This window comes from Bacillus vallismortis (genome assembly GCF_040784915.1).
Lineage (GTDB): Bacteria > Bacillota > Bacilli > Bacillales > Bacillaceae > Bacillus > Bacillus subtilis_G.
In genome coordinates this window covers 3,403,561-3,427,202 of record NZ_CP160797.1, presented here as the reverse complement: position 1 = coordinate 3,427,202, position 23,642 = coordinate 3,403,561, and the positions used below count along the sequence as shown (strand labels likewise).

Here is a 23,642-nt window from a genome sequence, read left to right as displayed (position 1 = left end):
AATGCACCAAAAATAATCGATATAATGATAAGATGGAAAAAACAGTGACAGAAAGGAACATAGAAGTGGAAAATGCGTCAATTTTAATCGTAGACGATGAGAAAGCGATTGTGGATATGATCAAACGCGTTCTCGAAAAAGAAGGTTATCGAAATTTACTGGATGCGGCAAGCGCAGAAGCAGCGATTCCGGTTGTGAAGGCCAATAAGGTAGATTTGATCGTGCTGGATGTCATGATGGGCGGGATGTCCGGTTTTGAAGCCTGCACGCTGATCAGAGAGTATTCAGAGGCTCCGATTTTTTTCCTGACGGCAAGATCATCCGACGCGGACAAATTGTCGGGCTTTGCGGTTGGGGCTGATGACTATATCACAAAACCATTTAATCCGCTGGAATTAGCGGCGCGAATCAGAGCCCACCTCAAGCGCACATATCAGTCGAAAGAAACAAGTTCAAATCAAACCTATACATATGATTATTTTACATTTTCTCCGCAAAATGCCGAGCTGATTGTAGGCGGGAGTGCCGTCGCTTGTTCAGCCCAGCTTTTGCAGCTTTTGCAGTATTTTTGTGAACACCCTAATGTGGTGCTTTCCAAGGATCAAATTTATGAAAAAGTGTGGGGCTATCCTTCCTATGGCGACAACAATACCGTCATGGTTCATATTCGCAAGCTCAGGGAAAAAATTGAGCGCGATCCGAGCAATCCGGAGTATATTGTAACGGTTCGCGGTCTAGGATACCGTTTTATCCCGAATCCTGAAGGCAAGCGGTCATGAGGTTGAGATGGAAATTTTTGTTTCATTTTTTCGGGCAGATGCTGATTGTGATCCTGCTGCTCACGGTTATGCTGGTTGCATCGTTTTTCTATTTAGATTCGCGCTTTAGCGATGCGGAATCCAATTCAGGGCTGACGAAGGCAACGACCGACACACTTGAGGCATATCTCGATGTAAACGAAGACGGGGCATGGGAAGTGGATAATTTTCTGAAGAAATCTGTCGATAAACAGGACGGATGGATGCAAATCATTGATTCCAAAGGGAAAACCGCTTATTCCTACAGTGTGCCTAAAGACGTGCCAAACACCCATACCAAAAAAGAGCTTCTATCTATTTATAAAACCAAAAAGCTTAATCAGTATAAGGTGAATTATTGGGCCATCAATATTGAAGACAAGTCATACCTTTTGTTATCAGGCTGGAAATTAAAGAGCGAACAGCTGCTGGCTTCCATTGGAAAACGTGAACAAAAAATAGACGTTCCAGCACATTATAAGCCGAGTACCATCGACTATATTAAAAAGGAAAAAGGCTCCATTTACCTATTAGACAGCAATGGAAACATCCTTGACAGCGTCAACAGCACAAAAAGTGAAAGAAAAACGATGAACCAGCTGGAGCTGCTCAAATACAGCTCCAAACCTTGGAACTATAAGCGGGAAATTTCCGTTAAGATCCTTGATCAAGACAGATGGATGGTCGCTACGGTGCCGAACCCTGTCTACGTCACCGATCAGGAGTTTAACAAATCATTTCTGAAGGTTGTTCTAAAGGCGATGTTTCTGATCATGGGTGTTCTGTTCCTGTATATCATTTGGATGACAGTTTGGTATATGTTCCGATTCGGGCTGCCGATTTTTCACACGATTAAATGGCTGGTCAACCTATCAAAAGGGAAGCTCGAGGAACCGAAAAACCGGAGCGGCCTTCCTGTCAGCAAAAACAAAAAGGGGAAAATCAAACAGCCGTATCGCTTCTTCGGTGAGATTTTTGAATCCATGGATCAGCTGACTGAAACGCTGAGACGGGATAAGAGAAATAGAGAAAAAATCCAGGCGACAAGGGAAGAATGGATTGCCGGTTTGTCGCACGATTTAAAAACACCGCTCAGCAGCATTTACGGCTACAGCATGATGCTTGAGTCTAAGCAGTATGATTGGTCGCCGGAGGAAGTGAAAGAAATGGGGCAGGTTGTCAGGGAAAAATCTGAATACATGTCCAAGCTGATTGAAGACTTAAATTTAACGTATCGGCTGAAAAATGATGCCCTTCCAATTGAGAGAAATCTGACAAGCCTGATCCCGTTTTTTAAAAACGTTATTGAGGATTTTAAGAAAAATCCGTTTTCTGAAGGGTATGATATCTCCTTTGTATCTAAAGAAGAGCATATTGAATTTGCGCTTGATGAAGGGTGGTTCAGGCGTATATTAGAAAACCTCCTTGGAAATGCGGTGAAACACAACGACAAAGGAACAGAGATTCAGGTCATTCTGGAACGAACTAAAAATCATATTTCGTTGAAGGTTAAGGACAACGGGAAGGGAATGGATGAAGAAACGATCACCCATTTGTTTAACCGTTACTACAGAGGGACGAACACAAAAGATTCATCTGCCGGAACGGGCCTCGGACTCGCCATTGCCAAGGAGCTTGTCCATCTGCATCACGGGACGATTCACGTGAACAGCAGAATGAACATTGGAACGGTCATTACCATCCTTTTTAAAAAGCAATAAACATGTGGTTTGGCCGCCTCTTTGACGGGAATAACAATATATAGTCTTAAGCTAAAGAGGTGTAACACATGGATGCAGTATTGGAAGCGGACACTCGGGCAGTCATTGGTGAAGGCCCGCTATGGGATGAAGAAAACGGCCGTTTATATTGGGTTGATATCTTAGGGAGCGAGCTCCACATCTTCGACTCTGAAGAAAAAATCAACCGGTCGATCAAATTCAAGTCCTTTGTGACGGCGCTTGCGAAATATTCCAAGGATGAACTGATGATGACGATGAAAGATGGATTTTACCTGTATCATCTTCAGGATGACAGCTTGGAAAAGATCAAACAGCCGAACGATATGGATGAGAGCCTGCGTTTTAATGACGCGAAATGTGATCCGTGCGGAAGGCTTTGGGCGGGGACGACGAGCATGGAAGGCGAACAAAAACGGGCCTCGCTATACCGTTTGGATCAAGACGGCAGTCTCGTCAAAATCAAAGATCAAGTCTCCACCTCGAACGGTTTGGATTGGGACCGCGAGCGGAATTTAATGTATTACATCGACACGCCGACTCAGGAAATTGTTCGCTACAGGTTTGATCCTGAAAGCGGAAATGTCTCGAATCCAGAACCTGTCTATCGTTTTGATCAATCAGAAGGATTGCCGGACGGCATGACAATCGACCAAAACGGCATGCTGTGGGTGGCGCTGTTTGGCGGCAGCCGCGTTGTTCACATTGACCCGTTTCAGAAGAAAGAAATCGGTTCAATCACCGTTCCGGCTAAATATGTCACGTGCTGCGCGTTCGGCGGCAGAGACTTAAAAACCCTTTACATCACAACGGCAACGGAACAAATGACAGAAACAGAAAGATACGAGCAGCCTCACGCGGGAGGACTGTTTTCAGCAAAACTGGAAACAGGCGGATACCAGTCCGTTCCATTCGCTGGAGACGTATAAAAAAACGCATCCGAAACATGGATGCGTTTTTTGCATATTAGAGAGAACGGATAATGCCGCCTTCTACACGCTGTGCCGTACCGTTAATGGCGGATGCGGCGCCAGATGCAAGAAATACGATCGTGTTGGCGACTTCTTCTGCTGTCGCGTATCGCTGAATAAGAGAAGTCGGCTCATTGACTTTGAAATAGTCTTTGATGAATGTATCTGTATCCTGGCCGGCTGCCTGTGCGGCGCCCTCCATGTAGGATGCTACGCCCTCTGTCCAAGTAGGTCCCGGAAGCACTGAGTTGACCGTCACATTCGTGCCTTTGGTCATTTCAGCCATTCCTCTTGAAAGGCTGATCAGCGCCGTTTTTGTCATTGAGTACGGAATCATCGTTGGAAGCGGTTTGATGCCTGCTTCACTTGCGATATTTAAAATGCGGCCGCTGTTTTTGGCAAGCATTTTTGGAAGGAAGTGGCGGCTTGTCCGAACCGCGCTCATCACGTTCACTTCAAAATATTGATTCCACTCTTCATCTGTCACATCCGCAAAGTCTTTTACCTCGAAGAAACCAAGGTTGTTGACAAGGATATCGACATCACCGATTTCATTTACTTTTTCAATAAAAGCCGCTGCTTCATCTGTTTTTGACAAATCAGCAGCCGCGCCATGCACCGTTCCGTAGCCAGAAAGCTCTTCAACCGTGCGATTGACAGTCTCCTGTTTGCGTCCGTTGACAATGACTGCCGCACCCTCTTGCAGAAAGCTTTTTGCCGCGGCTTTCCCGATGCCGGAAGTCGAGCCGGTGATGATGACAAGTTTGTCTTTTAGCTGTAAATCCATAAGATCATTCCTTTTCATTGATGATGGTATAAAGTATACAAGAACAAATTTAGTGTTTACGAGGATTTTGCTCCCATACACATAGCGGGGAAAAGTCATTCAGGACACATATACAAGCCTATCAGTCATATAGTATAATTACTCCGAAAAAAGGATACGAATGTCAAATAGGTGCCGGTCCGTGAACAACAGCCGGCTTAATAGGGAAACCGGTAAAAGCCGGTGCGGTCCCGCCACTGTAATTGGCCATAGCGCCAAGAGCCAGGATACCTGCCTGTTTGATCAGCACGAAATCTGCGAGGACAGATGATGTGTAAACAATAGGCTTTTTTGTGTTGTTTACAGCATCTTTACCATCGTAGAGATGCTTTTTTTAGTTCACTTAGGAGGAAAGATGATGAAAAAACTAGCCGGAATATGGACTGCGCTTCTGCTGGCTGCCGTTATGATAGCAGGCTGCGGCAATACGGCAGATCAGAAGGATTCCAAGGCAAAACAAAAGACGGAAGCGTTTCCTGTCACCATTGATGATGCGTCAAAGCAAGATGTGACCATCAAAAAGGAGCCGGAAACGATTGTTTCATTAATGCCGAGCAACACAGAAATCACATACGCTCTCGGTCTTGGTGAAAAAGTGGTCGGTGTCACCACAAACGATACATATCCAAAGGAAGTCAAAAAGGTTGAGAAGGTCGGAGATATGAATGTGAACGTTGAGAAAGTCATTTCTCTAAAGCCAGATCTCGTTCTTGCCCATGAGTCTTCCATGTCAGCGTCAGCGGATGCCATTAAACAGCTGAAGGACGCGGGCATAACCGTGCTGACTGTCAATGATGCGCAATCATTTTCCGAGGTCTACAAATCAATTGAAATGATCGGAGAAGCTGCCGGGACAGAGAAAAAAGCTGACCAGCTCGTGAAAAGCATGAAATCAGATTTGCAGGATATTCAAGAAAAAGCGAAAACCATTTCAAAAGACGAGGAGAAAAGCGTATTTATCGAGGTTTCTCCTGCTCCCGACATTTACACAACCGGAAAAGACACGTTTATGAATGAAATGCTCAATGTCATCCATGCTAAAAACGCAGCAGCGGACCAAACAGGCTGGGTGCAAATGACAGACGAGGCGATCGTAAAACTCAATCCTGATGCTATCGTTACAACAGACGGAGTGAAAGCGAAAGCAGTGGAAAAACGCGCTGGCTGGAGCGAAATCAATGCTGTGAAACATCATCGCGTGTATGATGTGGATCCTGATCTCGTGACACGTTCCGGTCCCCGTCTGATCGAAGGGGTCGAAGAACTTGCGGAAAGCATTTATCCGGATACGTTTAAGGAATAATCGTTTTGCCGCATATGTCATCGGTTTTTCATTTTTAGCCGTGAGCATCATCTTGGGAATTTCTTGCGGCAGCCTGCAAATTCCTATTCCCGCTATCCTTCGTGTCTTCTGGCATGAAGGCTTCGGCGGCTCTATCGGCCCTGATGACCCGATGTACACAAATATTATGATGAATATCAGACTGCCGAGAGTTGTGCTGGCCGCCCTTGTGGGGGCGGCTCTTTCTATCGCGGGGGCTGCTTTTCAGGGGCTATTGAAAAATCCGCTTGCTGATCCCTACACGCTCGGTGTTTCATCCGGCGCTTCAGTCGGAGCGGTTGTGACCCTGTTCTTCGGCCTGCAGCTTCCTGTCATCGGAGGGTTTACACTCCCGGTTGTGAGTGTGGCCGCGGCACTTGCCACGATTGCGGCGGTTCTTTCCTTCAGCCGCCTTGTTCATGCTTCGATGTCTGTCTCCACCCTCATTTTGACCGGTGTCATCATCAACTCATTTTTAGGCGCGTTTATTTCTCTTATCATTGCCCTGACAGGAGACAACCTGCTGCCGATTGTGCATTGGCTGCTAGGCAGCGTCTCGATGAGAGGCTGGGGCTATGTTGTTCTGTTCCTCCCGTTTTTTCTTTTGGGAACCATTTTACTGATCATTAACGGAAGAGAGCTGAATGTGATGACATATGGAGAAGACAAAGCAAAGCTTCTCGGGGTCAGCGTTCAGCGGAGGAAAATGTTGATTTTAATAGCGGGCTCATTTTTGACGGGAAGCGCTGTGGCTGTATCCGGCACGATCGGCTTTGTCGGTCTTGTCATTCCGCATATCACAAGGCTTTTGTGGGGCACGGACCATCGGCATTTACTGCCGCTGTCCGCCTTGCTCGGAGCAGGTTTTCTCGTTTTGGGCGACCTGCTTTCCAGAACGATCATCGAGCCGGTTGAACTGCCGATTGGAATCATTACGTCCTTGGCGGGGGCGCCTGTTTTCGCCCTTATTTTAATTCGGCAGCACCGCGGGGGGAGGAGCTTATGATAAAAGCAGAAGGGCTGTCGGGGGGATATGGAGACACCCGGCTGATCGACAATGTCAGCTTAACAGTGGAGAAGGGTGAATTTCTCGGTATTCTCGGCCCTAATGGAAGCGGAAAAACCACGCTTTTGAACTTGCTGACAGGTACGCTGCGGGCCAAGGAGGGCAGCGTTTATCTGGCTGGCAAACCGCTGGCTGACTATAAACCGAAGGAACTAGCGCAAATGATGGCCGTCCTGCCGCAAAAAACGGATCAAGCCTTTACCTTTACCGTCAAAGAAACTGTAGCCTTCGGCAGATATCCATTTCAAACAGGGCTGTTCAGACAGCAGACTGACAAGGATGAAGCCATTGTACAGGAAGCAATGGAGCAAACAGGAGTGGCCGCTTTTGCGCAAAAATCGATCCGAGAACTAAGCGGAGGGGAACAGCAGCGGGTGTATTTGGCCCAAGCTTTGGCGCAGCAGCCGCGCATTTTATTTCTGGACGAGCCGACAAATTTTCTCGACCTGGCTTACCAAAAAGACCTGCTTGATCTCATCAAACGCCTGACAAGAGAAAATGGATTGGCGGCTGTCAGCGTTTTTCATGATCTGAACACCGCGAGCCTGTACTGTGATGAGCTCTTGTTTATGAAAAACGGTACAGCCATACCTAAGCAAAAACCGGAATATGCTGTCACAGAACATCACATAAAGGCCGTGTACAATACAGATGTCACCACATTGGTCCATCACAGCTCATCTAAACCGATGATTGCGATTCAGCCTGAACAAAACAGCGTGAAGCATAAACCTATCCCATTTGAAGCTTTGCTCCAAGCGGGGTGCGATGACATTTTTCTGCAGACAGAAATTCCGCTTCGTACCCTGTCTTCCGCGCCTGTCGGTGCAGGGTTTTCATGGAGCAGGACGCTGATCCATAAACTGCTGCCGGTTCAGACAGACCCTATAGAAGGGCTTACGGCCTACCTAGCAGAAAACGGTTTTCAGCTGGCGGAAACTTGTGCGATGGCTTCTTCGGGAAGGCTTGGCCGTTTCGTGTATCGAACGTATGAAGATGGAGAACTTTCCATTACGATATGCGTCATGTCCGGCTTTTCGATATGGATTTTGATCAACGGCTATGCGGCAGATCAATTCTTTGTCAAAGCTCTTATGGCTGCCGAAGCAGAACGGGTGAAAGTGTTAGGGGACAGACGGGCAGAGGGGGATATTCTCATCGCTGCGACACAAGCTCGTCAATCTGAAAACATAGATAAGCGGCTCGACCAATTGATACAGATCGGAACAGCTGAATGTGTAAAAGAAGCGGCAGAGCTGTTTGAATAAGTCTGTAAAGGAGACATATTGCATGAAACTATATACAAAAACAGGCGATAAAGGACAAACGAGCCTAGTTGGAGGCAGAACGGACAAGGACAGCCTTCGCGTCGAAAGCTACGGCACGATTGACGAACTGAACAGCTTTGTTGGGCTTGCTTTGGCAGAGCTTTCCGGGCAGCCCGGCTTTGAAGATATGACAGCCGAGCTGCTCACCATCCAGCATGAGCTGTTTGACTGCGGAGGCGATTTGGCAATCGTCACAAAAAGAAAAGACTATACACTAAATGAAGAATCCGTTTCCTTTTTAGAAACGCGCATTGATGCCTATACAGCAGAAGCGCCAGAATTGAAGAAATTTATTCTTCCGGGCGGATCGAAGGGCGCTTCGCTTCTCCATGCGGCGCGCACCATTACAAGGCGGGCGGAACGCCGAGTGGTATCACTGATGAAATCAGAGCAGATTCATGAAACAGTGCTGCGTTATCTGAATCGGCTGTCCGATTATTTCTTTGCCGCCGCCCGTGTAGTGAATGTGAGAAGCGGCATTGCCGATGTAGAATATGAAAGAAGTGCTATTGTATTTCGGGACCGAAACAGCAGCGAATCATAAAAAGAGAAAACGAAAGCCGGCGTGTTTCCATACATGCCGGCTTTTTTGTTTTTCATTCTGTCAATTACCCATTTTACGACAAAAAATGAACCTTATGAATTATTGACTGAAAAATGGAAAAGTGAGATATTGAAACAAATAGATGTAAAAAATAGGCAGTAGGGGGCTCTGATAGATGGTGAATTTAATTGAAAGTGATAGCATCTGGAAGAGAAATTTTAATTATCTTTTTTTCTCAAGAATAGTCAAGATATCCGGCGATATGTTCGCATTTAATTCGATATTATGGTTTTTAATTTATGACGGCAAAGGCGCGATCGGCACTGCATTATTGATTGCTGTCACTTTTTTGCCGGAAGCTGTGCTGGCGCCTGTGACGGGCCCTTTCATGAAGCAGAACACGCTGAAATTTTGGATGTACTTTTCAGACCTGACTAGGGCAGTGGTTGTCTTGATTATTCCTCTTTGTCATTTTGCGGGCTTTTCTCCGCTGTGGTTTGTCATGTCGCTTATGATTGTGCATTCTGCTACAGGGGCTGCCTACAATCCCGCCTCCATAGCTTTAATTCCCCAAATTGTAAATGAACAGGGCATTCAAAAAGCAAACGCTGTGCTGCAGTCCTCGGCTCAAATTGTCCGGCTCGGTGCTGTTACGTTATGCGGCGCTTTTCTTACATTTATCAGCCCTTCTTATACAATGCTTATCGCACTTGTTCTCTATTTGGTTTCTGGCTTTCTCGTCCTTTTCATTAAATACACTGCGGTTGAATCTCAATCAGAGTCTGCTGCCGTTACGCAGAGAGGCACATATATGGGCAGGCTGAAACGCGGGTTTACACTCGTCAGAAAACATCAGATTTTATATCCGCTCGCCATTTACTGTATCTTTATGAATTTCGCGGCTGCCCCTTGGGAAGCGCTCTCAGCCGTTTACGTTGCGGAAGATTTAAACGGTCAGCCGATCGTTTACTCGCTTTTAAAGGCCACTACCGCCGCAGGCGCGTTTTTATTGGGATTTGTGCTGGCGAAAGTCAAAGTAAACAGGTACGGTCTGCTATTCGTAACTGCCGGCATTATTGAAGGATTTGCTTTCTTTATTACCGGGATGAATACCTTTTTGCCGCTCGTCTTTCTCGCTGCGTTTACCTTTGGCGCCGCAGTCAGTGCTGTAAATGTTCCTGAGTACACGATTATCCAGACATCTGTGGATAGTGAGGATCAGCCGCAGGTCTACGCCGTTATACATATGATCTCAAATATTTCCATACCTGCCGGAGCTGTCATTTGCGGGTATGCTGCAAACGCCTTTGGTTCAGGACCTGTAATCGCTGTTGGAGGGGTTGTTGAAATTATCGCGGGTATCGGCATTTTGCTTTTTACAAAGCTGGCCAAAGCAGAACAGGCCGACCTGGTCAAAGAAAGGGAAGCAAGTGTTCATCTGTAAAGGGTTTTGAAACGCCATGCCTCGTGCATGGCGTTTTTTTGTGTCCATAGGTCTGGCACGAGATACGACTCCGGTCTTATATCAAAATCAATCTCTGATTCGTTTTGCGCAAATGCTAATTTGTTTAAGATGAAGACAAGGAAAACGAAAGGAGGATCTGCATGAAGATAAACAAGAGAACAATAGGCGGATTCTTATTAATTGTATTTGGGATCTCCGTCTTTTTTGGAGGAGGAAGCTTCGGCTTTATTATCCCGCTCGCCATCGGGAGCTTGATGACATACGCGGGAATCAAAAGGTTTGCTGCAGGAAAAACCATCACAGGAATGATCGTAGGCGGTATCGGAGCGATCATGCTCATCTGCTCACTTCCGTTTGTCGTCGGACTGGCGCTGGCGGCAGCTATGGTGTATTACGGCTGGAAGCTGATGAAAAACGGATCAGCTGATAACGGTGTATCATCTTTTGATCCGGAACCGGCTTCGGCTGCCTATCAATCTCACTTTGATGACGAATGGGAAGAATTTTTGAAGAAAAAATAATATCAGCATATGAGGAGGAATCAGGTATGGTATTAAAAAGAATCAGAGACATGTTTGTTGCGTCAGTTCATGAAGGTCTTGATAAAATGGAGAACCCAAAGGTGATGCTCAATCAATATGTCCGTGATATGGAAAGTGACATCGCAAAAGCAAAACAAACAATTGTAAAACAGCACACGATTGCCTATCAATTTAAGAAAAAATATGAAGAAGCAGCTGAGGTGGCTGGAAAACGCAAAAATCAGGCACAGCTCGCATTTGACGCAGGTGAAGAAGAACTTGCGAAAAAGGCACTGACTGAAATGAAATATTTAGAAGGGAAGGCGGCTGAGCATAAAGTGTCCTATGAACAAGCCAACAGTCAGCTGACGGATCTGAAAGAACAGCTGGCTGCACTTGAAACAAAGCTTCAGGACGTAAAGGATAAAAAACAAGCGCTGATTGCCCGAGCCAATGCCGCGAAAGCAAAAGAGCATATGAATACGACATTTGACAAGATTGACAGCGAAAGCGCGTATCGTGAATTTTTACGCATTGAAAATCGTATTGAGGAAATGGAAATCCGCGCGAATTATTCAAAGTCAGCAGAAGCCGGCACAGAACTCACACGAAAAGAATTCGCTGATGATGTGGAAGCGGAGATTGAAAACATGCGGGCGCTCTCGCTGCAAAAACAAGACCAGACATCACAAGCAGCAAATGAATAAGCGTGACCGGGAAGGATTTGCGGACAAGTCCTTCCCTTCCGCATGTACAATTCACAGGCTTTTCTTTTATAATAGAATGAATGAGAAGGATGAAATCGAATGAAAAAAGTGCTGGGCAAACTGTTGATCATGGCTGGTATTCTTATATTTTTCGGCGTCGTGGTAAAAGACGTGTTTGCTGCGGGCTTGGGGTTCGTAAGCGGCACTGAAGCCGATTCAGCCAGCGCATCGCCGGGGGATATCGACAGCGTGGTCATTGAGTCGGATCACAAGAATGTCCGGATCATAGCGGAAGAACGAAATGACATATCGGCAGGTATCTCAGGAAAATCGGGAAAGTTATTTGTCACTGAAAGCAAAAGGAAACTGGAGCTGACCGCAAAGGAAAAAGAATTTCAATTTTTGAATGGGTTTAACCGTTCTTTCCTTGTCGTCCGGATTCCATATGATTATAAAGGTGATCTGACGGTGCGGACCTCAAGCGGGGACATATCTGTGGACGGGAATCAGCGTCTTGCGCTTATTGAGCTGAACGCAGCATCTGCGAGCGGAGATATGAGAGTGACGGATGTCCGCCTTCAAGACATGAAAGTAAATGGATCGTCCGGCGATGTCACCATTTCCAATACGGTCTCCAAAACAGCCGACATTGATTTAGCTTCAGGAGACGCGAATCTGGCTGATGTATCAGGCTCTCTTGATGTGAAGCTGACTTCAGGAAACTTAGATGCCGCACTGAAAAAGGTATCAGGTCCTGTATCTGTCACGCTGACAAGCGGTGATGCTGATCTGAGCCTTCCCGAAAACGGCAGCTTTACAGTCAAGGCTAAATCAGCGAGCGGGAGCGTCAGTTCGCCGTATTCATTTGCTGATACAGCACATAAAGATCATCATCACATTACAGGCTCGCAAGGAAGCGGCCGGCATCCAATTGATATCAAAACGGACAGCGGGGATCTAGTGATACGGTAGCACCAGGCAGAAGAAAGGAGGCGGACACCAGGAATGACAAAAAAACAGCTTCTCGGATTGATCATTGCTTTATTCGGCATCAGTATGTTTTTACAAATTATCGGAATAGGCGATCTGCTGTTTTGGCCGCTCTTTTTTCTGATTGCCGGCTATTTTTTGAAAAAATATTCCCGTGATTGGCTCGGCTCCGTCATGTACATCTTTGCCGCGTTTTTATTTTTGAAAAACCTCTTCAGCATCACCTTTAATTTATTCGGTTATGCGTTTGCCGCATTTCTGATTTACGCCGGGTACAGGCTTGTCAAAGGAAAACCGATATTTGAACCGAATGAGAAACGGGTCGATCTCAATAAAAAAGAACGGCATAAGCCGGCAAAAGATGATAAACATCCCGATATGCGCAGCTTTTTTATCGGAGAGCTGCAAATGATGAAGCAGCCGTTTGACCTGAATGATCTCAATATCTCTGGTTTTATCGGTGATATTAAAATCGATTTGTCTAAAGCGATGATTCCCGAGGGAGAAAGTACAATTGTCATTAGCGGAGTCATTGGAAACGTTGATATTTATGTGCCATCAGACCTTGAAGTGGCTGTCAGCTCGGCCGTTTTTATCGGTGATATCAATCTGATCGGCTCGAAAAAAAGCGGATTAAGCACGAAGGTATATGCCGCATCATCCGATTTCAGCGAGTCAAAGCGCCGGATCAAAGTGTCCGTTTCCTTATTTATCGGTGATGTGGATGTGAAGTACGTATGAGAAAAAAACTGCTTGCCAGTCTCCAGTGGCGTGCCATCCGTATGACTACGGGTATCAGTCTGTTCCTTTTTGCCTGCATGATCTCCTTTATGATGGTTTATTATCGGCTCGATCCGCTTGTTTTACTGTCGTCAAGCTGGTTTGGAATTCCGTTTATCCTGATATTGCTGCTGATCAGTGTGACGGTTGGCTTTGCCTCAGGGTATATGTACGGCAACCGGATGAAGACAAGGGTTGATACCTTGGTCGAATCGATTTTAACCTTTGAAAACGGCAATTTCGCTTATCGAATACCGCCGCTGGGAGATGATGAAATCGGCCTGGCCGCCGATCAGCTGAATGAAATGGCGAAGCGCGTGGAGCTTCAAGTCGCTTCCTTGCAGAAACTTTCCAATGAACGTGCGGAATGGCAGGCGCAAATGAAGAAGTCAGTCATCTCAGAAGAACGACAGCGATTGGCAAGAGATCTTCATGACGCAGTCAGCCAGCAGCTTTTTGCCATATCGATGATGACATCGGCTGTGTTGGAACACGTCAAAGATGCTGACGGTAAAACAGTCAAGCGGATCAAAATGGTCGAGCATATGGCGGGGGAAGCCCAAAATGAAATGAGGGCCCTGCTGCTCCATTTAAGGCCTGTTACCTTAGAAGGGAAAGGGCTGAAGGAGGGGCTTACGGAGCTTTTGGACGAGTTCCGGAAGAAACAGACGCTTGATATTGAGTGGGATATTCAGGACACCCCGATATCCAAGGGTGTTGAAGACCATTTGTTCAGAATCGTGCAGGAGGCTCTTTCAAATGTATTTAGGCATTCAAAAGCCTCAAAAGTTTCCGTGATTCTCGGCTTAAAGAACAATCAGCTCCGGCTCAAGGTCATTGATAATGGACAAGGCTTTAAAATGAATCAGGTGAAAGCATCCTCATACGGCTTAAACTCTATGAAAGAACGTGCAAGTGAAATCGGCGGGGTCGCCGAAGTGATCTCAGTCGAAGGAAAAGGCACACAAATCGAAGTGAAGGTTCCGATTTTCCCGGAAGAAAAAGGAGAGAACGAACGTGATTCGAGTATTATTGATTGATGATCATGAAATGGTCAGAATGGGGCTCGCGGCTTTTTTGGAGGCGCAGCCCGATATTGAAGTCATCGGCGAAGCGGCTGATGGCAGCGAAGGCGTGCGGCTTGCTGCTGAACTGTCGCCAGATGTCATTTTAATGGATCTTGTCATGGAGGGCATGGATGGCATTGAAGCCACAAAGCGAATTTGCCGGGAGCTCCCAGATCCGAAAATTATTGTGCTCACGAGCTTCATTGATGATGACAAAGTGTACCCGGTCATTGAAGCGGGCGCGCTCAGCTATCTATTGAAAACCTCAAAAGCGGCGGAAATCGCCGATGCCATCCGCGCCGCAAACAAGGGAGAGCCGATGCTGGAATCAAAAGTGGCGGGGAAAGTATTATCCCGGCTGCGCCACTCAGGTGAACACGCGCTCCCGCATGAATCACTGACAAAACGGGAGCTTGAAATTCTCTGCCTGGTCGCAGAAGGAAAAACAAACAAAGAAATTGGCGAGGAACTGTTTATCACCATTAAAACAGTCAAAACCCATATCACCAATATGTTATCAAAGCTCGATGTCAGCGACAGGACGCAAGCGGCCGTTTACGCGCATCGTCATCACCTCGTAAAATAGGTCATTTGTTATTTGCTCGCTCCTTTTGTCCCGAAGTCTCTGATCACCACATTGACCTTGTACTCGATTTCAGCCTTTGCAAAATAGTCATCCCATTTGGTTGAAATCTTTTTCCACTTGTGCGGATAATGGATTCTGACTTCGTTTCCTAAGTCGGTAGGATCGGCTTTTATATCCTTTTGGAGTGTGTTTACAAATCCCGTGACTGTTTTGTGTAACCTTTTAGCGAGGATGTTTTCAATTTCTTTAATATATGAATCCTTAAATGAATCTTCTTTCGGGTTCCAATCTTCAGACAGCCGGCCTTCGATGTTGCGGGTGACAGTGAATTTGAACGTTCCATCTTTGTACGCTGTCTTGATCTTTCGATTGCTTGAATAGACCTCGTAAGAAAAAAAGTAGCCGTCATGCTTCAAGTCGATGACACCGCCTTTGACTGTACCGGTAAATAAGTTCATGTTTTGCACCTGGCCCGGTGTTAGGTCCGCATGCCATAATCGATCTTTGATGATGGATGCCCCGGTAATCGCAAGTTTGCCGTTTTCTTTGCCGACATGAGGAATAGCAAAAGTATCGTCAGAGGTCAAGTGTGCTGAGACCTCTCCTAATGTAACGGGATCCATCATTCTGATCGTCACACTGTTATTCTCTGTCAGCTCATAAATGACATTGGATGCTGGATTTCCCTCATCAGTCATCTTCAGCAGATCTTTCGTTTTGCCGTCAGCGACAAACATATACGAGCTCCTTCTTGTACCATTATCTCTGACAAATTGATTAATGAGCGCGTCCATTCCTGTATGACCGTCAAGCAACTCTTTTGACAGCAGAATAACACGCAAATGCTGAGAAAAAGTAGGGTAGTTTTTCAATGCGGAAGTCCTCAGTATTTGATGAACGGTTTCCCCCTTTGTTGATACGAGTTTAGTCGGATCTGAGGATGAGCCTTCTTTCGTGCTGATTTTTTTAGGAACAAGAATTTGCTGTGTCAGCTCCAAATTCTTATCTTTCGGTTTGTCCAGACCTTCACCGACGATAAGGCTCAATTCCTCAATGTTCCTGCTGTCCCAGCAGCCGGTAAGCAGAAGGGTGCACACGAAAACAATTAGAACGCTTTTTATCATTTTTCTGTTAGCCTCCTTTTGAGCGCAACGATCAAAAACAGTATAAAGGGCAGTAAAAACAGAAAGACGAAAGTGTATCCGAGGTAATCGCTATACATCATGACCTGATTGGTGTCGCGCGGCCACAGGGAAAAATAATAGGTAACCGCACCGACAAGAATCAATCCTTTTTTGATAGATAAGCCAAACGTCTTTTTTAACCCGCTTGCAGCGAAATAACCGTAAATGACGAAGGTTGCGAAAAATTGAATGATCCAAACGATCAGTAAAAATGATTCAAACCGTTCGATGAATATGCCTTTTAGCTCAAAGGACTGAAAGAGAGAAATGGTGGGCCAGATTAACGTTTTAACCTCAGGCACAGTCAAAGCTCCGACAACAATGATGTACGTAATGATATATAAAGTAATCGGAATGAGAAATCCAATCGTCGCGTATCTGAATGTATATTTCCTTTTCTTCATATGCTCAGGAAGAAAAAGCATAATTTCCACCCCTAAAAAGGAGATGGAAACGATAGTAAGTGAATTGGCTATCGGAGCGAAGCCCTCGCCTAGTACAGGACGCAAATTATTGATATCAAAAATTTTAAAGCTGATACCGAATACAATCAGCAAAATAATGATCGTAACCATTAAATAAAACGGAAACAGCCGTGATACATCACTCAGGCCGCCGATCATTAAATAAACCCCGCAGCAGATAAACGTAATAATAATAATTTGAATCGGCGTTCTCTCTAACAAGAAAAATTTAACGATTTCGGCCATTGCCCGGGCTTCAAAGCTGGCCACGCCAATAAAATAACAGCAAATCAAAAGGCCGATGATGCTGCCAATCCATTTCCCAAATCCTTCCCGTAAATACTCAAACAGAGAAGGGTAATGATGTTTTTTTTGAATGAGCGTATTTAAATAAATAAAAAAGATAAAAAAGGCACCTTCTAATATCAGCACGATCCAGCCGTCAGGAGTATTCGCCTTAGTGGTCAGCGCTCGCGGCAATGTTAAAAGACCGGCCCCGAGCATCGTATTCGCTATAATTGAAATTCCCTGGAAAGTATTAAGTTTCAGTGGAGTCTGTTTTTGGCTCATTTGGATTATTCGCCTCTTTTGGTTTGTTTTTAATTGGGAGACGGATAATGGAATCATCCGTATTTTTCAAACTGAAGAATCCGTTTGGAGAAAAATACGGAGATCCAAAGCTCGTTTGTCTCGTTAGGTGCGTATAAATCACAAGCATAAATAAAATAATCCCGTACAGCCCGAGCATAGCGGCGGAAAACATCGAAATAAAACGCAGCACCCGGAAAGAAAGCCCCATTCCGTATTGGGGAACGGTAAATGATGAAAGGGCAATGACGCTGACAACGATGACCATAATCGAACTGACGAGATTCGCCTCTACAGCCGCCTGTCCGATGACAACACCCCCGACAAGACCGATCGTTTGGCCAAGCGGATTCGGGAGGCGCAGCCCGGCTTCTCTCAGAAGCTCGATCGTCACTTCCATCAGCAGGGCTTCGAATATCGGCGGAAACGGCACGTTCTCCCTGTTTGCCGAAATCGTGACAGCAAGCGCTGTCGGCAGCAGCCCTTGGTGGAAGGACACGAGTGCGATATAAATCGATGACAAAAACAAGGTGATGAAGATAGAAGCGAAACGCAGCAATCGGATAAGAGATGCTGAGATCCAACGCTCATAGTAGTCATCCGGAGATTGCATCAGTACACCGAGAGAAACCGGGACCAGCAGCACAAATGGTGAACTGTCGACCAAAATGGCCACCCGGCCGTTATATAGGGCAGACGATACCTTGTCAGGTCTTTCCGTATTTTGAATCTGCGGAAACGGCGAATATTTATTATCTTCTATGATCTCCTCAAGCGTTCCGCTGTCCTGGATATCCTCCAGCTGGACATTTTTAAGCCGCGCTTTTACTTCTTTGATGACGGACTTTTTTGCTCTGCCTTCAATGTACATAATGGCCGCAGGCTTCATCTCGTTTTTGCCGATCATGATTTTTTTAGTGGTTAATTTCGGATGAGAGGTTCTTTGTCTGATCAAAGCGAGATTTGTATTGAGATCTTCCACAAACGCAACTTTTGGTCCGCGAACCACTTTTTCAGTTGTCGGCTCTGCCAGGCTTCTTGTTTTTTTCTTTCCTGTAGATAGAATATAGACATGATCCAATCCGTTAATAAATACAGCACAATTGCCGCTAAGAATAGACTTGACCGTTTTTTCCGCGGTTTTAACCGGTCTTGCGTCAAGTTGGTCAAGACGTTTTTTGACCTGATCAAGCGTGAGGGTCTCTTCATCTTTGATTAAGGTTTGCATCGATTCTGAAACCTGCTGCTGATCATTCAGTTCACTAAAATAGAGATAGTAAAAAACAAGCCCGTTGGAGAGCATTTTTTTGTTTTTTACGAGATCATCGTTTTCTTTTAATTTAGGAAGCACCAATGCTAAATTATCGTGTATATATTCCTTAAACTCTGTTTGTTCCAACGAGGTCACCTCTTGTCCAAAACCTTAGTAGAGGTTATCTTTTCCTGTTAAATAAATGATATACTGTGTTACAGTATTTCATGGAAGAAGTTTTTTTATGAAAGCGGAGGATACGAAGTGGCGCAGGTAAGACTCGCAGGAAAACAAGAAGAAATCGAACAGCTCATCAAATCTTTTGAAAAGAATTATGATGTCTCCTATACATCAAAGGAGTACGGCAGGACGAATCCAAAGTACAAATATTCAAAGGATTCCCGTGTATATCTTGAATTAAAATTAAAATCAGCCAAGATCGAAAAATAAAAAGGATTTTTTGTGTCACTGGCGAATTATCATCTATTGAAGCAACCGTTATGGAGGGATACATAAATGGAATACAGAATTGAACGAGACACCATGGGAGAAGTAAAAGTTCCTGCTGATAAATTCTGGGGTGCCCAAACACAGCGAAGCAAGGAGAACTTCAAGATCGGTTTTGAAAAAATGCCGATGCGTGTTGTGAAGGCGTTTGCAATATTAAAACGAAGCACAGCGCTCGCGAATAAACGCCTCGGCAATCTGGATGCGGAAAAAGCGGAAGCGATTGCAGCGGTTTGTGATGATGTGCTCAAAGGCAAATATGATGACAACTTCCCGCTTGTCGTATGGCAGACAGGAAGCGGCACACAAAGCAATATGAACATGAATGAAGTGGTAGCCAACCGTGCGACTGCTCTATTAAAAGAAAAGAATTCAGATCAAACGATTCATCCAAATGATGATGTGAACCGCAGCCAAAGCTCCAACGACACATTCCCGACAGCGATGCATGTGGCCGCTGTTTTGGCTGTTTACGAGCAGCTTGTGCCTGCGCTTGACCAGCTTCGCAATACATTGAATGAAAAAGCGAAAGCATACAACGATATTGTCAAAATCGGGCGCACGCACCTTCAGGATGCTACGCCTCTGACGCTCGGACAGGAAATCAGCGGATGGGTTTACATGCTGGATCGTTCGAAGGAAATGATGTTGGAAGCGACAGAAAAAATGCGTGCGCTGGCAATCGGGGGAACGGCTGTCGGAACGGGAATCAACGCTCACCCAGAGTTTGGAGAGCTTGTCTCAGAAGAGATCACAAAACTGACCGGCCAAACGTTCACCAGCTCGCCGAATAAATTCCACGCGCTGACAAGCCATGACGAAATCACTTATGCACATGGCGCATTAAAAGCGCTTGCGGCTGACTTAATGAAAATCGCGAACGATGTCAGATGGCTTGCGAGCGGACCTCGCTGCGGCATCGGGGAGATTGTCATCCCTGAAAATGAACCGGGCAGCTCCATTATGCCTGGTAAAGTCAACCCGACACAAAGTGAAGCATTGACAATGATCGCAGCGCAAATCATGGGGAACGATGCGACAATCGGCTTTGCGGCGAGTCAGGGGAACTTTGAACTGAACGTGTTTAAGCCTGTGATTATTTACAACTTCCTGCAGTCTGTGCAGCTGCTGAGTGACGGCATGAATTCCTTCCATGATAAATGTGCTGTCGGTATTGAGCCTGACAAAGAAACCATTCAGGAAAACCTGTCAAATTCATTAATGCTCGTTACGGCGCTGAATCCGCATATCGGATATGAAAACGCGGCGAAAATCGCCAAGCTCGCCCATAAAGAGGGATTGACGCTGAAAGAAGCGGCTTTGAAGCTTGAATTGCTGACAGAGGAGCAATTTAACGAAATGGTTAAGCCGGAAGATATGGTAAAACCAAAGGCGTAATAGAAAGAAAAAAACGGCTGCTGTTTAAGCAGCCGTTCTTCTAAATATACTGCTGTTTTAATAGATATTTAAGCTGCTCCGCATCTTTGGCGAGGGTTTCAGACTCCGTCAGATTATGGATCATCCCTTTTATGATCACCAGCTTCGGTGTTTTTTTCTTCATTTCTGCTTCAAGTATGTCCAAGCTCTCCGATAATTCAAGAGAGGAGTTTGTGTTTAAGCTGTTAATTTTGTCACGAAGGCTTTTCACAATCGATTCAGTCAGCGGGTCAGGCCGTCCGTGCGTAAGAGGCCCAAATAAAGAGCTTGCCTCTTCCAATGTGACGAAAGGCTTATCGTTTCGTTCAGACATGCCTTGTACCATATCATCAATTCTATTCATCATGATATCAGCTAATTGGTCAGGCTTCACAGTGTGGCCGAGCAGGATCATGCATTCCAGATAAATCTGGCTGATGCCCTCTATTAAGAAACAAAGCTCTGCAGTATACGGTTCTGCCTTTTTTCCGTAAATGTTCAGCAGGCTGTCGATATGAAATTGAAGTGAGGACTGGCGGACTTTTTTTGCGCATTGCTCCACTTCTGCTGTGTAAGGCAGAGAACCCTCCTTCATCTGCATGCCGATAAAATCCTTGTGTTCAAGGATGTTTTCATAGAGCACGGTCAGCTGTTTGCGGTAAGCTGTTCTGGGGCTGTCACCCTTCGTTTGTATATTTAAAATTCGGGTAAACGTTTTATCGTAATAGTAATTCAGCATAGACAGAAGAAGCGCTTCTTTCGAAGGAAAATAAATATAAAAAGCGCCTTTAGATATTTTGCAAGCTTTTGCGATTTCCTGAACTGATGTTGAGTTGTATCCTTTTTGGGCAAATAGTTTTAAGGCTGTTTCAATAATCAGCTTTTCTTTTTCCTTCAATGGTTCCACCCTTTCGGAGCCCGGAGGCTTGCATAGGATATGACCATATAGTCACATCTTCTGTTATAAAATTAACCTTATTGTAACTTGTTTTTTTATCATGTATTATTTATATTATAAATTGAGATGACCAAACGGTCAAAGCTCAAGCGAAAGGGTGAATCTAAAATGAGAGAATTGGACGAAATGATCAGCCGCTTGCGAAACAGAGGAATTAAAGTGGAAAAAGTCAAATATCCAAAGCAAACTTTGTCAGAGAAAAAATGGGTTCATCAATGTAAACAGCCGCTCAAAACAAAGTACAGAGATTTTAACGGCTATTCTTTCACATGAAAAAATAGACTGCAAAAAACATTTACAGTCTATTTAGGCACTGCTATTCGGTATGTTACACCCGTTTTGTCATTTTCAATTGAGATAGACGCCTGATGAAGAGTTAAAATTCGTTTTACGATGCTGAGACCAATGCCGAATTCGCCTTTCTTCCCCTTATTAAAAGGCTCATAGAGGCTGGAGAGCATCTCATCTTCAATATGCGGACCGTCATTTTTAATGGTGATCACGATATTCCGATCATCTTGTTTCATGCTGATTTCTATTTTTGCCGAAGCATAACGGATTTGATTTTCCAGAATATTCTCGAGAAGTTTATTCCATTGCTCCGGATCGCCCGGCATCAGAATGTCTTCCGCTACATTAATTTCCCACGATAATTCTTTTCGCGCCCACTTGAGTCTTTCAATGACTTCTTCTGTCACTTCCACGATACTGAACATATCGTATTGCACTTTTTGCTTCGCTAAATAATCCAGCTTCGTTAAATATAATAAATCCTTTATTTTTTTCTCCAGCTTAAGGGCTTCGCCTTCAATGACATCTACTGTATTTTCAAGGTCTCCTTTAGGAAAAATCCCATCTTTAATCGATTGCGTATAGCCTCTGATGACCATAACCGGCGTCTTTAAATCGTGAGAGATATTTTGCAATAGGGTTCTTTCTGTTTCGTCCTTTTGCACAAGCTTTTGGCGCATCTCTTCAATGGTATGGCCCAATTTGCCGATCTCATCTTTCCGATCCACTTTCACTGGGTCATCCCAATCCTGTTCGGAAATCCGTTTGACGTGCTTTTCAAATGACACGAGAGGCCTTGATAAATACTTCGCAAGCCAAATGGCCGGAATCCAGCTTAATAAAATGACAACAGCTATAATAAACAGAAGCTGTTTGAATAGGGTATAGGCCAAATCGTCCCGATAAGAATCAAGCGCGTAAGAGAGCATCATAGCTGATTGTCCATTGACGGAAAGCCCCTTTTTGATGACAAAAAATACTTTCTCTCCATTGACGTCTGCGCTGTACCGTTTCTTTTCGTCCTTCTGTTTATCGGCCAGCTTGTACACCTTATGGATAAACGAAGACGACAGAATGCTTAAATCCTTGTCTGAAGAAGATTTTTCATTTTCAGGCAAAAGCACGTGCTGTACGGAGCGGACGGTTGTCGGCGCCGTGGCTTCCTCGCTGTAATAGCGCCTTTCAATTGAACCAGGAAGGCGGTACTCCGTCAGAACATGCTGCTCATTTTCAATCGTCGTATACGTTTCATTGGTGAAGAAATCGCGCAGCGTGTTTGAAAATAAAACAAGCAGCAAAATGGATATCGCTAACAGGATGCCGGATATGACAACCCATATTTGAAACGAGAGCGGCTTGTTTTTCATGATGTCATCATCCTGTAGCCGAACCCGTAAATCGTCTCCACCTTCAATTCAGGCATCTTTTTACGCAGTCTCCGGACGAGGTCATCAACGACCCGGTCTGTTCCAAAGTAGTCATATCCCCATACTTTAACGAGAATATCCTCACGAGAGTATGGGTGTCCTTTATGATGGATAAATAACAGCAGCAGATCAAATTCCTTCGCCGTCAAATTGATGATATTTCCGTTTTCATCATAAACCTCACGGGCGTCTTCTGAGACCCGATACGAGGAGACGGCGATTTCATGTTTTTGTACAGGCGGAGCGTCCTTATAAACGAGCTCCAGCAGCTTTTGTACACGTATAATCAGCTCCCGCGGCAGGAATGGCTTTGAAATATAGTCGTTGCTGCCAAGCTCTAAGCCAAGCACTCTGTCAATATCTGCATCTCGGGCGGAAATAAAAATAACAGGCACGTCAGGGTCTTTCGCTTTGATTTCTTTTATTAATGTATAGCCGTCGGTATCCGGCAGCATGATATCGAGAATCCACAGATGGGGAGACGGCGTCATTTTCTTTCTGGCGTCTTCACCTTTCGTAAAAGATGTAATGTTCCAGCCCTCATTCTCTAAATACTTCGTCAGCAGTTCATTGAGGTTATCCTCATCTTCAACTAGATAAATGGTGTATGACAAGGCTCTTCACATCCTTTCAACGTCATTATAAACTAGTTTTAACATACGGCAGGCGATTTTCATAATTTCACATATTCTTTTCATTTTTATCCCACAATGTTTGTTTATGATATGTATAAGGGAAGAAAGGAAGAAAAAGAGCGAGGAAGATGCAGGATGATCAAACATATTCTATTTTGGTGCTTTGCTTTTCTCCTCATCATTGGGACAATTGAACTTGTACATGCGATGAA

General features: G+C 45.0%; 24 protein-coding genes and 1 riboswitch. Of the genes, 17 read left to right on the top strand and 7 right to left on the bottom strand.

What is annotated here, in order from left to right:
- Nucleotides 1–65: 65 nt before the first annotated feature.
- The 3 genes from yvrH (at nt 66) to ABZM97_RS17155 (ending at nt 3,465) form a co-directional block, all read left to right on the top strand.
- Nucleotides 66–779, top strand: a complete 714-nt coding sequence (gene yvrH / locus ABZM97_RS17165; RefSeq protein WP_087991174.1) for a two-component system response regulator YvrH — start codon at nt 66–68, stop codon at nt 777–779.
- A complete protein-coding gene (locus tag ABZM97_RS17160) occupies nt 776–2,518 on the top strand; it encodes a HAMP domain-containing sensor histidine kinase (protein ID WP_202328045.1) in 1,743 nt (580 codons plus the stop codon). Before yvrH ends, ABZM97_RS17160 begins: the two co-directional genes overlap by 4 nt.
- Nucleotides 2,519–2,586: 68 nt before the next feature.
- Nucleotides 2,587–3,465 (top strand): SMP-30/gluconolactonase/LRE family protein, encoded by an 879-nt coding sequence (locus tag ABZM97_RS17155; RefSeq protein ID WP_202328046.1) that lies wholly within the window; start codon nt 2,587–2,589, stop codon nt 3,463–3,465.
- A gap of 37 nt (nt 3,466–3,502) precedes the next feature.
- Here the strand turns inward: ABZM97_RS17155 and ABZM97_RS17150 are convergent, their stop codons facing one another.
- Nucleotides 3,503–4,294 carry an SDR family NAD(P)-dependent oxidoreductase gene (locus ABZM97_RS17150; RefSeq protein ID WP_087991112.1) on the bottom strand — a complete coding sequence of 264 codons (792 nt, stop codon included), beginning with the start codon at nt 4,292–4,294 and terminating at the stop codon, nt 3,503–3,505.
- Between the two features lie 152 nt (nt 4,295–4,446).
- Nucleotides 4,447–4,587, top strand: a riboswitch (cobalamin riboswitch).
- 104 nt (nt 4,588–4,691) lie between these two features.
- Between ABZM97_RS17150 and ABZM97_RS17145 the strand changes: the two genes are divergently transcribed.
- The 11 genes from ABZM97_RS17145 to liaR all read left to right on the top strand — a co-directional run bounded on the left by ABZM97_RS17145 (nt 4,692) and on the right by liaR (nt 14,708).
- Nucleotides 4,692–5,636 carry an ABC transporter substrate-binding protein gene (locus ABZM97_RS17145; protein WP_087991111.1) on the top strand — a complete coding sequence of 315 codons (945 nt, stop codon included), beginning with the start codon at nt 4,692–4,694 and terminating at the stop codon, nt 5,634–5,636.
- Entirely contained in the window at nt 5,599–6,660 is a 1,062-nt protein-coding gene (locus ABZM97_RS17140) for a FecCD family ABC transporter permease (protein WP_367387008.1), read from the top strand. The genes ABZM97_RS17145 and ABZM97_RS17140 overlap by 38 nt, the downstream gene beginning before the upstream one ends.
- The gene (locus tag ABZM97_RS17135) at nt 6,660–7,988 is read left to right on the top strand and encodes a heme ABC transporter ATP-binding protein (RefSeq protein WP_367387501.1); all 1,329 of its coding nucleotides are present in this window, start codon (nt 6,660–6,662) and stop codon (nt 7,986–7,988) included. Before ABZM97_RS17140 ends, ABZM97_RS17135 begins: the two co-directional genes overlap by 1 nt.
- Before the next feature lie 22 nt (nt 7,989–8,010).
- Nucleotides 8,011–8,592, top strand: coding sequence for a cob(I)yrinic acid a,c-diamide adenosyltransferase (locus ABZM97_RS17130; protein WP_367387007.1), 582 nt, complete (start codon nt 8,011–8,013; stop codon nt 8,590–8,592).
- A gap of 175 nt (nt 8,593–8,767) precedes the next feature.
- Entirely contained in the window at nt 8,768–10,036 is a 1,269-nt protein-coding gene (locus tag ABZM97_RS17125) for an MFS transporter (RefSeq protein ID WP_202328050.1), read from the top strand.
- 161 nt (nt 10,037–10,197) lie between these two features.
- A complete protein-coding gene (gene liaI / locus ABZM97_RS17120; protein ID WP_202328051.1) occupies nt 10,198–10,578 on the top strand; it encodes a cell envelope stress-induced membrane anchor protein LiaI in 381 nt (126 codons plus the stop codon).
- 26 nt (nt 10,579–10,604) lie between these two features.
- Entirely contained in the window at nt 10,605–11,285 is a 681-nt protein-coding gene (gene liaH / locus ABZM97_RS17115) for a stress responsive protein LiaH (protein ID WP_087991106.1), read from the top strand.
- Nucleotides 11,286–11,384: 99 nt separating this feature from the next.
- Complete coding sequence (locus tag ABZM97_RS17110) at nt 11,385–12,257, top strand: DUF4097 domain-containing protein (RefSeq protein ID WP_087991105.1); 873 nt, start codon at nt 11,385–11,387, stop codon at nt 12,255–12,257.
- Between the two features lie 33 nt (nt 12,258–12,290).
- Entirely contained in the window at nt 12,291–13,016 is a 726-nt protein-coding gene (liaF, locus tag ABZM97_RS17105) for a LiaRS two-component regulatory system accessory protein LiaF (protein ID WP_087991104.1), read from the top strand.
- Entirely contained in the window at nt 13,013–14,095 is a 1,083-nt protein-coding gene (liaS, locus tag ABZM97_RS17100; RefSeq protein WP_202328054.1) for a two-component system sensor histidine kinase LiaS, read from the top strand. The genes liaF and liaS overlap by 4 nt, the downstream gene beginning before the upstream one ends.
- A complete protein-coding gene (gene liaR, locus ABZM97_RS17095) occupies nt 14,073–14,708 on the top strand; it encodes a two-component system response regulator LiaR (RefSeq protein ID WP_202328055.1) in 636 nt (211 codons plus the stop codon). Before liaS ends, liaR begins: the two co-directional genes overlap by 23 nt.
- 8 nt (nt 14,709–14,716) lie before the next feature.
- On the opposite strand, the gene ABZM97_RS17090 is transcribed toward liaR, so the two are convergent.
- From ABZM97_RS17090 to ABZM97_RS17080, 3 genes are read right to left on the bottom strand one after another with little or no spacing between them, the layout of a single operon-like run.
- Nucleotides 14,717–15,832 (bottom strand): Ger(x)C family spore germination protein, encoded by a 1,116-nt coding sequence (locus tag ABZM97_RS17090; protein ID WP_333516431.1) that lies wholly within the window; start codon nt 15,830–15,832, stop codon nt 14,717–14,719.
- Entirely contained in the window at nt 15,829–16,926 is a 1,098-nt protein-coding gene (locus ABZM97_RS17085) for a spore germination protein (RefSeq protein WP_202328057.1), read from the bottom strand. The genes ABZM97_RS17090 and ABZM97_RS17085 overlap by 4 nt, the downstream gene beginning before the upstream one ends.
- Nucleotides 16,895–18,343, bottom strand: coding sequence for a spore germination protein (locus ABZM97_RS17080; RefSeq protein ID WP_087991099.1), 1,449 nt, complete (start codon nt 18,341–18,343; stop codon nt 16,895–16,897). The genes ABZM97_RS17085 and ABZM97_RS17080 overlap by 32 nt, the downstream gene beginning before the upstream one ends.
- A gap of 117 nt (nt 18,344–18,460) precedes the next feature.
- Between ABZM97_RS17080 and ABZM97_RS17075 the strand changes: the two genes are divergently transcribed.
- Both ABZM97_RS17075 and fumC read left to right on the top strand, forming a co-directional pair.
- Nucleotides 18,461–18,646 (top strand): YvzF family protein, encoded by a 186-nt coding sequence (locus tag ABZM97_RS17075; RefSeq protein WP_087991098.1) that lies wholly within the window; start codon nt 18,461–18,463, stop codon nt 18,644–18,646.
- 66 nt (nt 18,647–18,712) lie between these two features.
- Nucleotides 18,713–20,101 carry a class II fumarate hydratase gene (gene fumC, locus ABZM97_RS17070; RefSeq protein WP_087991097.1) on the top strand — a complete coding sequence of 463 codons (1,389 nt, stop codon included), beginning with the start codon at nt 18,713–18,715 and terminating at the stop codon, nt 20,099–20,101.
- A gap of 40 nt (nt 20,102–20,141) precedes the next feature.
- Here fumC and ABZM97_RS17065 read toward each other — a convergent pair whose 3' ends face one another.
- Nucleotides 20,142–21,017, bottom strand: coding sequence for a TetR/AcrR family transcriptional regulator (locus tag ABZM97_RS17065; protein ID WP_087991096.1), 876 nt, complete (start codon nt 21,015–21,017; stop codon nt 20,142–20,144).
- A 168-nt stretch (nt 21,018–21,185) separates the two neighbouring features.
- On the opposite strand from ABZM97_RS17065, the gene spxO reads away from it, so the two are divergent.
- Nucleotides 21,186–21,350, top strand: coding sequence for an anti-adapter protein SpxO (gene spxO, locus ABZM97_RS17060; RefSeq protein ID WP_087991095.1), 165 nt, complete (start codon nt 21,186–21,188; stop codon nt 21,348–21,350).
- A 29-nt stretch (nt 21,351–21,379) separates the two neighbouring features.
- On the opposite strand, the gene cssS is transcribed toward spxO, so the two are convergent.
- On the bottom strand, nt 21,380–22,735 hold the full coding sequence (cssS, locus tag ABZM97_RS17055; RefSeq protein ID WP_202328059.1) for a secretion stress-responsive two-component system sensor histidine kinase CssS: 1,356 nt from the start codon (nt 22,733–22,735) through the stop codon (nt 21,380–21,382).
- On the bottom strand, nt 22,732–23,409 hold the full coding sequence (gene cssR, locus ABZM97_RS17050; protein WP_367387006.1) for a secretion stress-responsive two-component system response regulator CssR: 678 nt from the start codon (nt 23,407–23,409) through the stop codon (nt 22,732–22,734). Before cssR ends, cssS begins: the two co-directional genes overlap by 4 nt.
- Nucleotides 23,410–23,642: the final 233 nt, after the last annotated feature.

Bases quoted from the DNA above. Each gene is read 5' to 3' on its own strand.
- ABZM97_RS17160 (WP_202328045.1), top strand. From the start codon at position 776: ATGAGGTTGAGATGGAAATTTTTGTTTCATTTTTTCGGGCAGATGCTG.
- ABZM97_RS17155 (WP_202328046.1), top strand. From the start codon at position 2,587: ATGGATGCAGTATTGGAAGCGGACACTCGGGCAGTCATTGGTGAAGGC.
- ABZM97_RS17150 (WP_087991112.1), bottom strand. From the start codon at position 4,294: ATGGATTTACAGCTAAAAGACAAACTTGTCATCATCACCGGCTCGACT.
- ABZM97_RS17145 (WP_087991111.1), top strand. From the start codon at position 4,692: ATGAAAAAACTAGCCGGAATATGGACTGCGCTTCTGCTGGCTGCCGTT.
- ABZM97_RS17130 (WP_367387007.1), top strand. From the start codon at position 8,011: ATGAAACTATATACAAAAACAGGCGATAAAGGACAAACGAGCCTAGTT.
- ABZM97_RS17125 (WP_202328050.1), top strand. From the start codon at position 8,768: ATGGTGAATTTAATTGAAAGTGATAGCATCTGGAAGAGAAATTTTAAT.
- liaI (WP_202328051.1), top strand. From the start codon at position 10,198: ATGAAGATAAACAAGAGAACAATAGGCGGATTCTTATTAATTGTATTT.
- liaH (WP_087991106.1), top strand. From the start codon at position 10,605: ATGGTATTAAAAAGAATCAGAGACATGTTTGTTGCGTCAGTTCATGAA.
- ABZM97_RS17110 (WP_087991105.1), top strand. From the start codon at position 11,385: ATGAAAAAAGTGCTGGGCAAACTGTTGATCATGGCTGGTATTCTTATA.
- liaF (WP_087991104.1), top strand. From the start codon at position 12,291: ATGACAAAAAAACAGCTTCTCGGATTGATCATTGCTTTATTCGGCATC.
- liaS (WP_202328054.1), top strand. From the start codon at position 13,013: ATGAGAAAAAAACTGCTTGCCAGTCTCCAGTGGCGTGCCATCCGTATG.
- ABZM97_RS17090 (WP_333516431.1), bottom strand. From the start codon at position 15,832: ATGATAAAAAGCGTTCTAATTGTTTTCGTGTGCACCCTTCTGCTTACC.
- ABZM97_RS17085 (WP_202328057.1), bottom strand. From the start codon at position 16,926: ATGAGCCAAAAACAGACTCCACTGAAACTTAATACTTTCCAGGGAATT.
- fumC (WP_087991097.1), top strand. From the start codon at position 18,713: ATGGAATACAGAATTGAACGAGACACCATGGGAGAAGTAAAAGTTCCT.
- spxO (WP_087991095.1), top strand. From the start codon at position 21,186: ATGAGAGAATTGGACGAAATGATCAGCCGCTTGCGAAACAGAGGAATT.
- cssS (WP_202328059.1), bottom strand. From the start codon at position 22,735: ATGAAAAACAAGCCGCTCTCGTTTCAAATATGGGTTGTCATATCCGGC.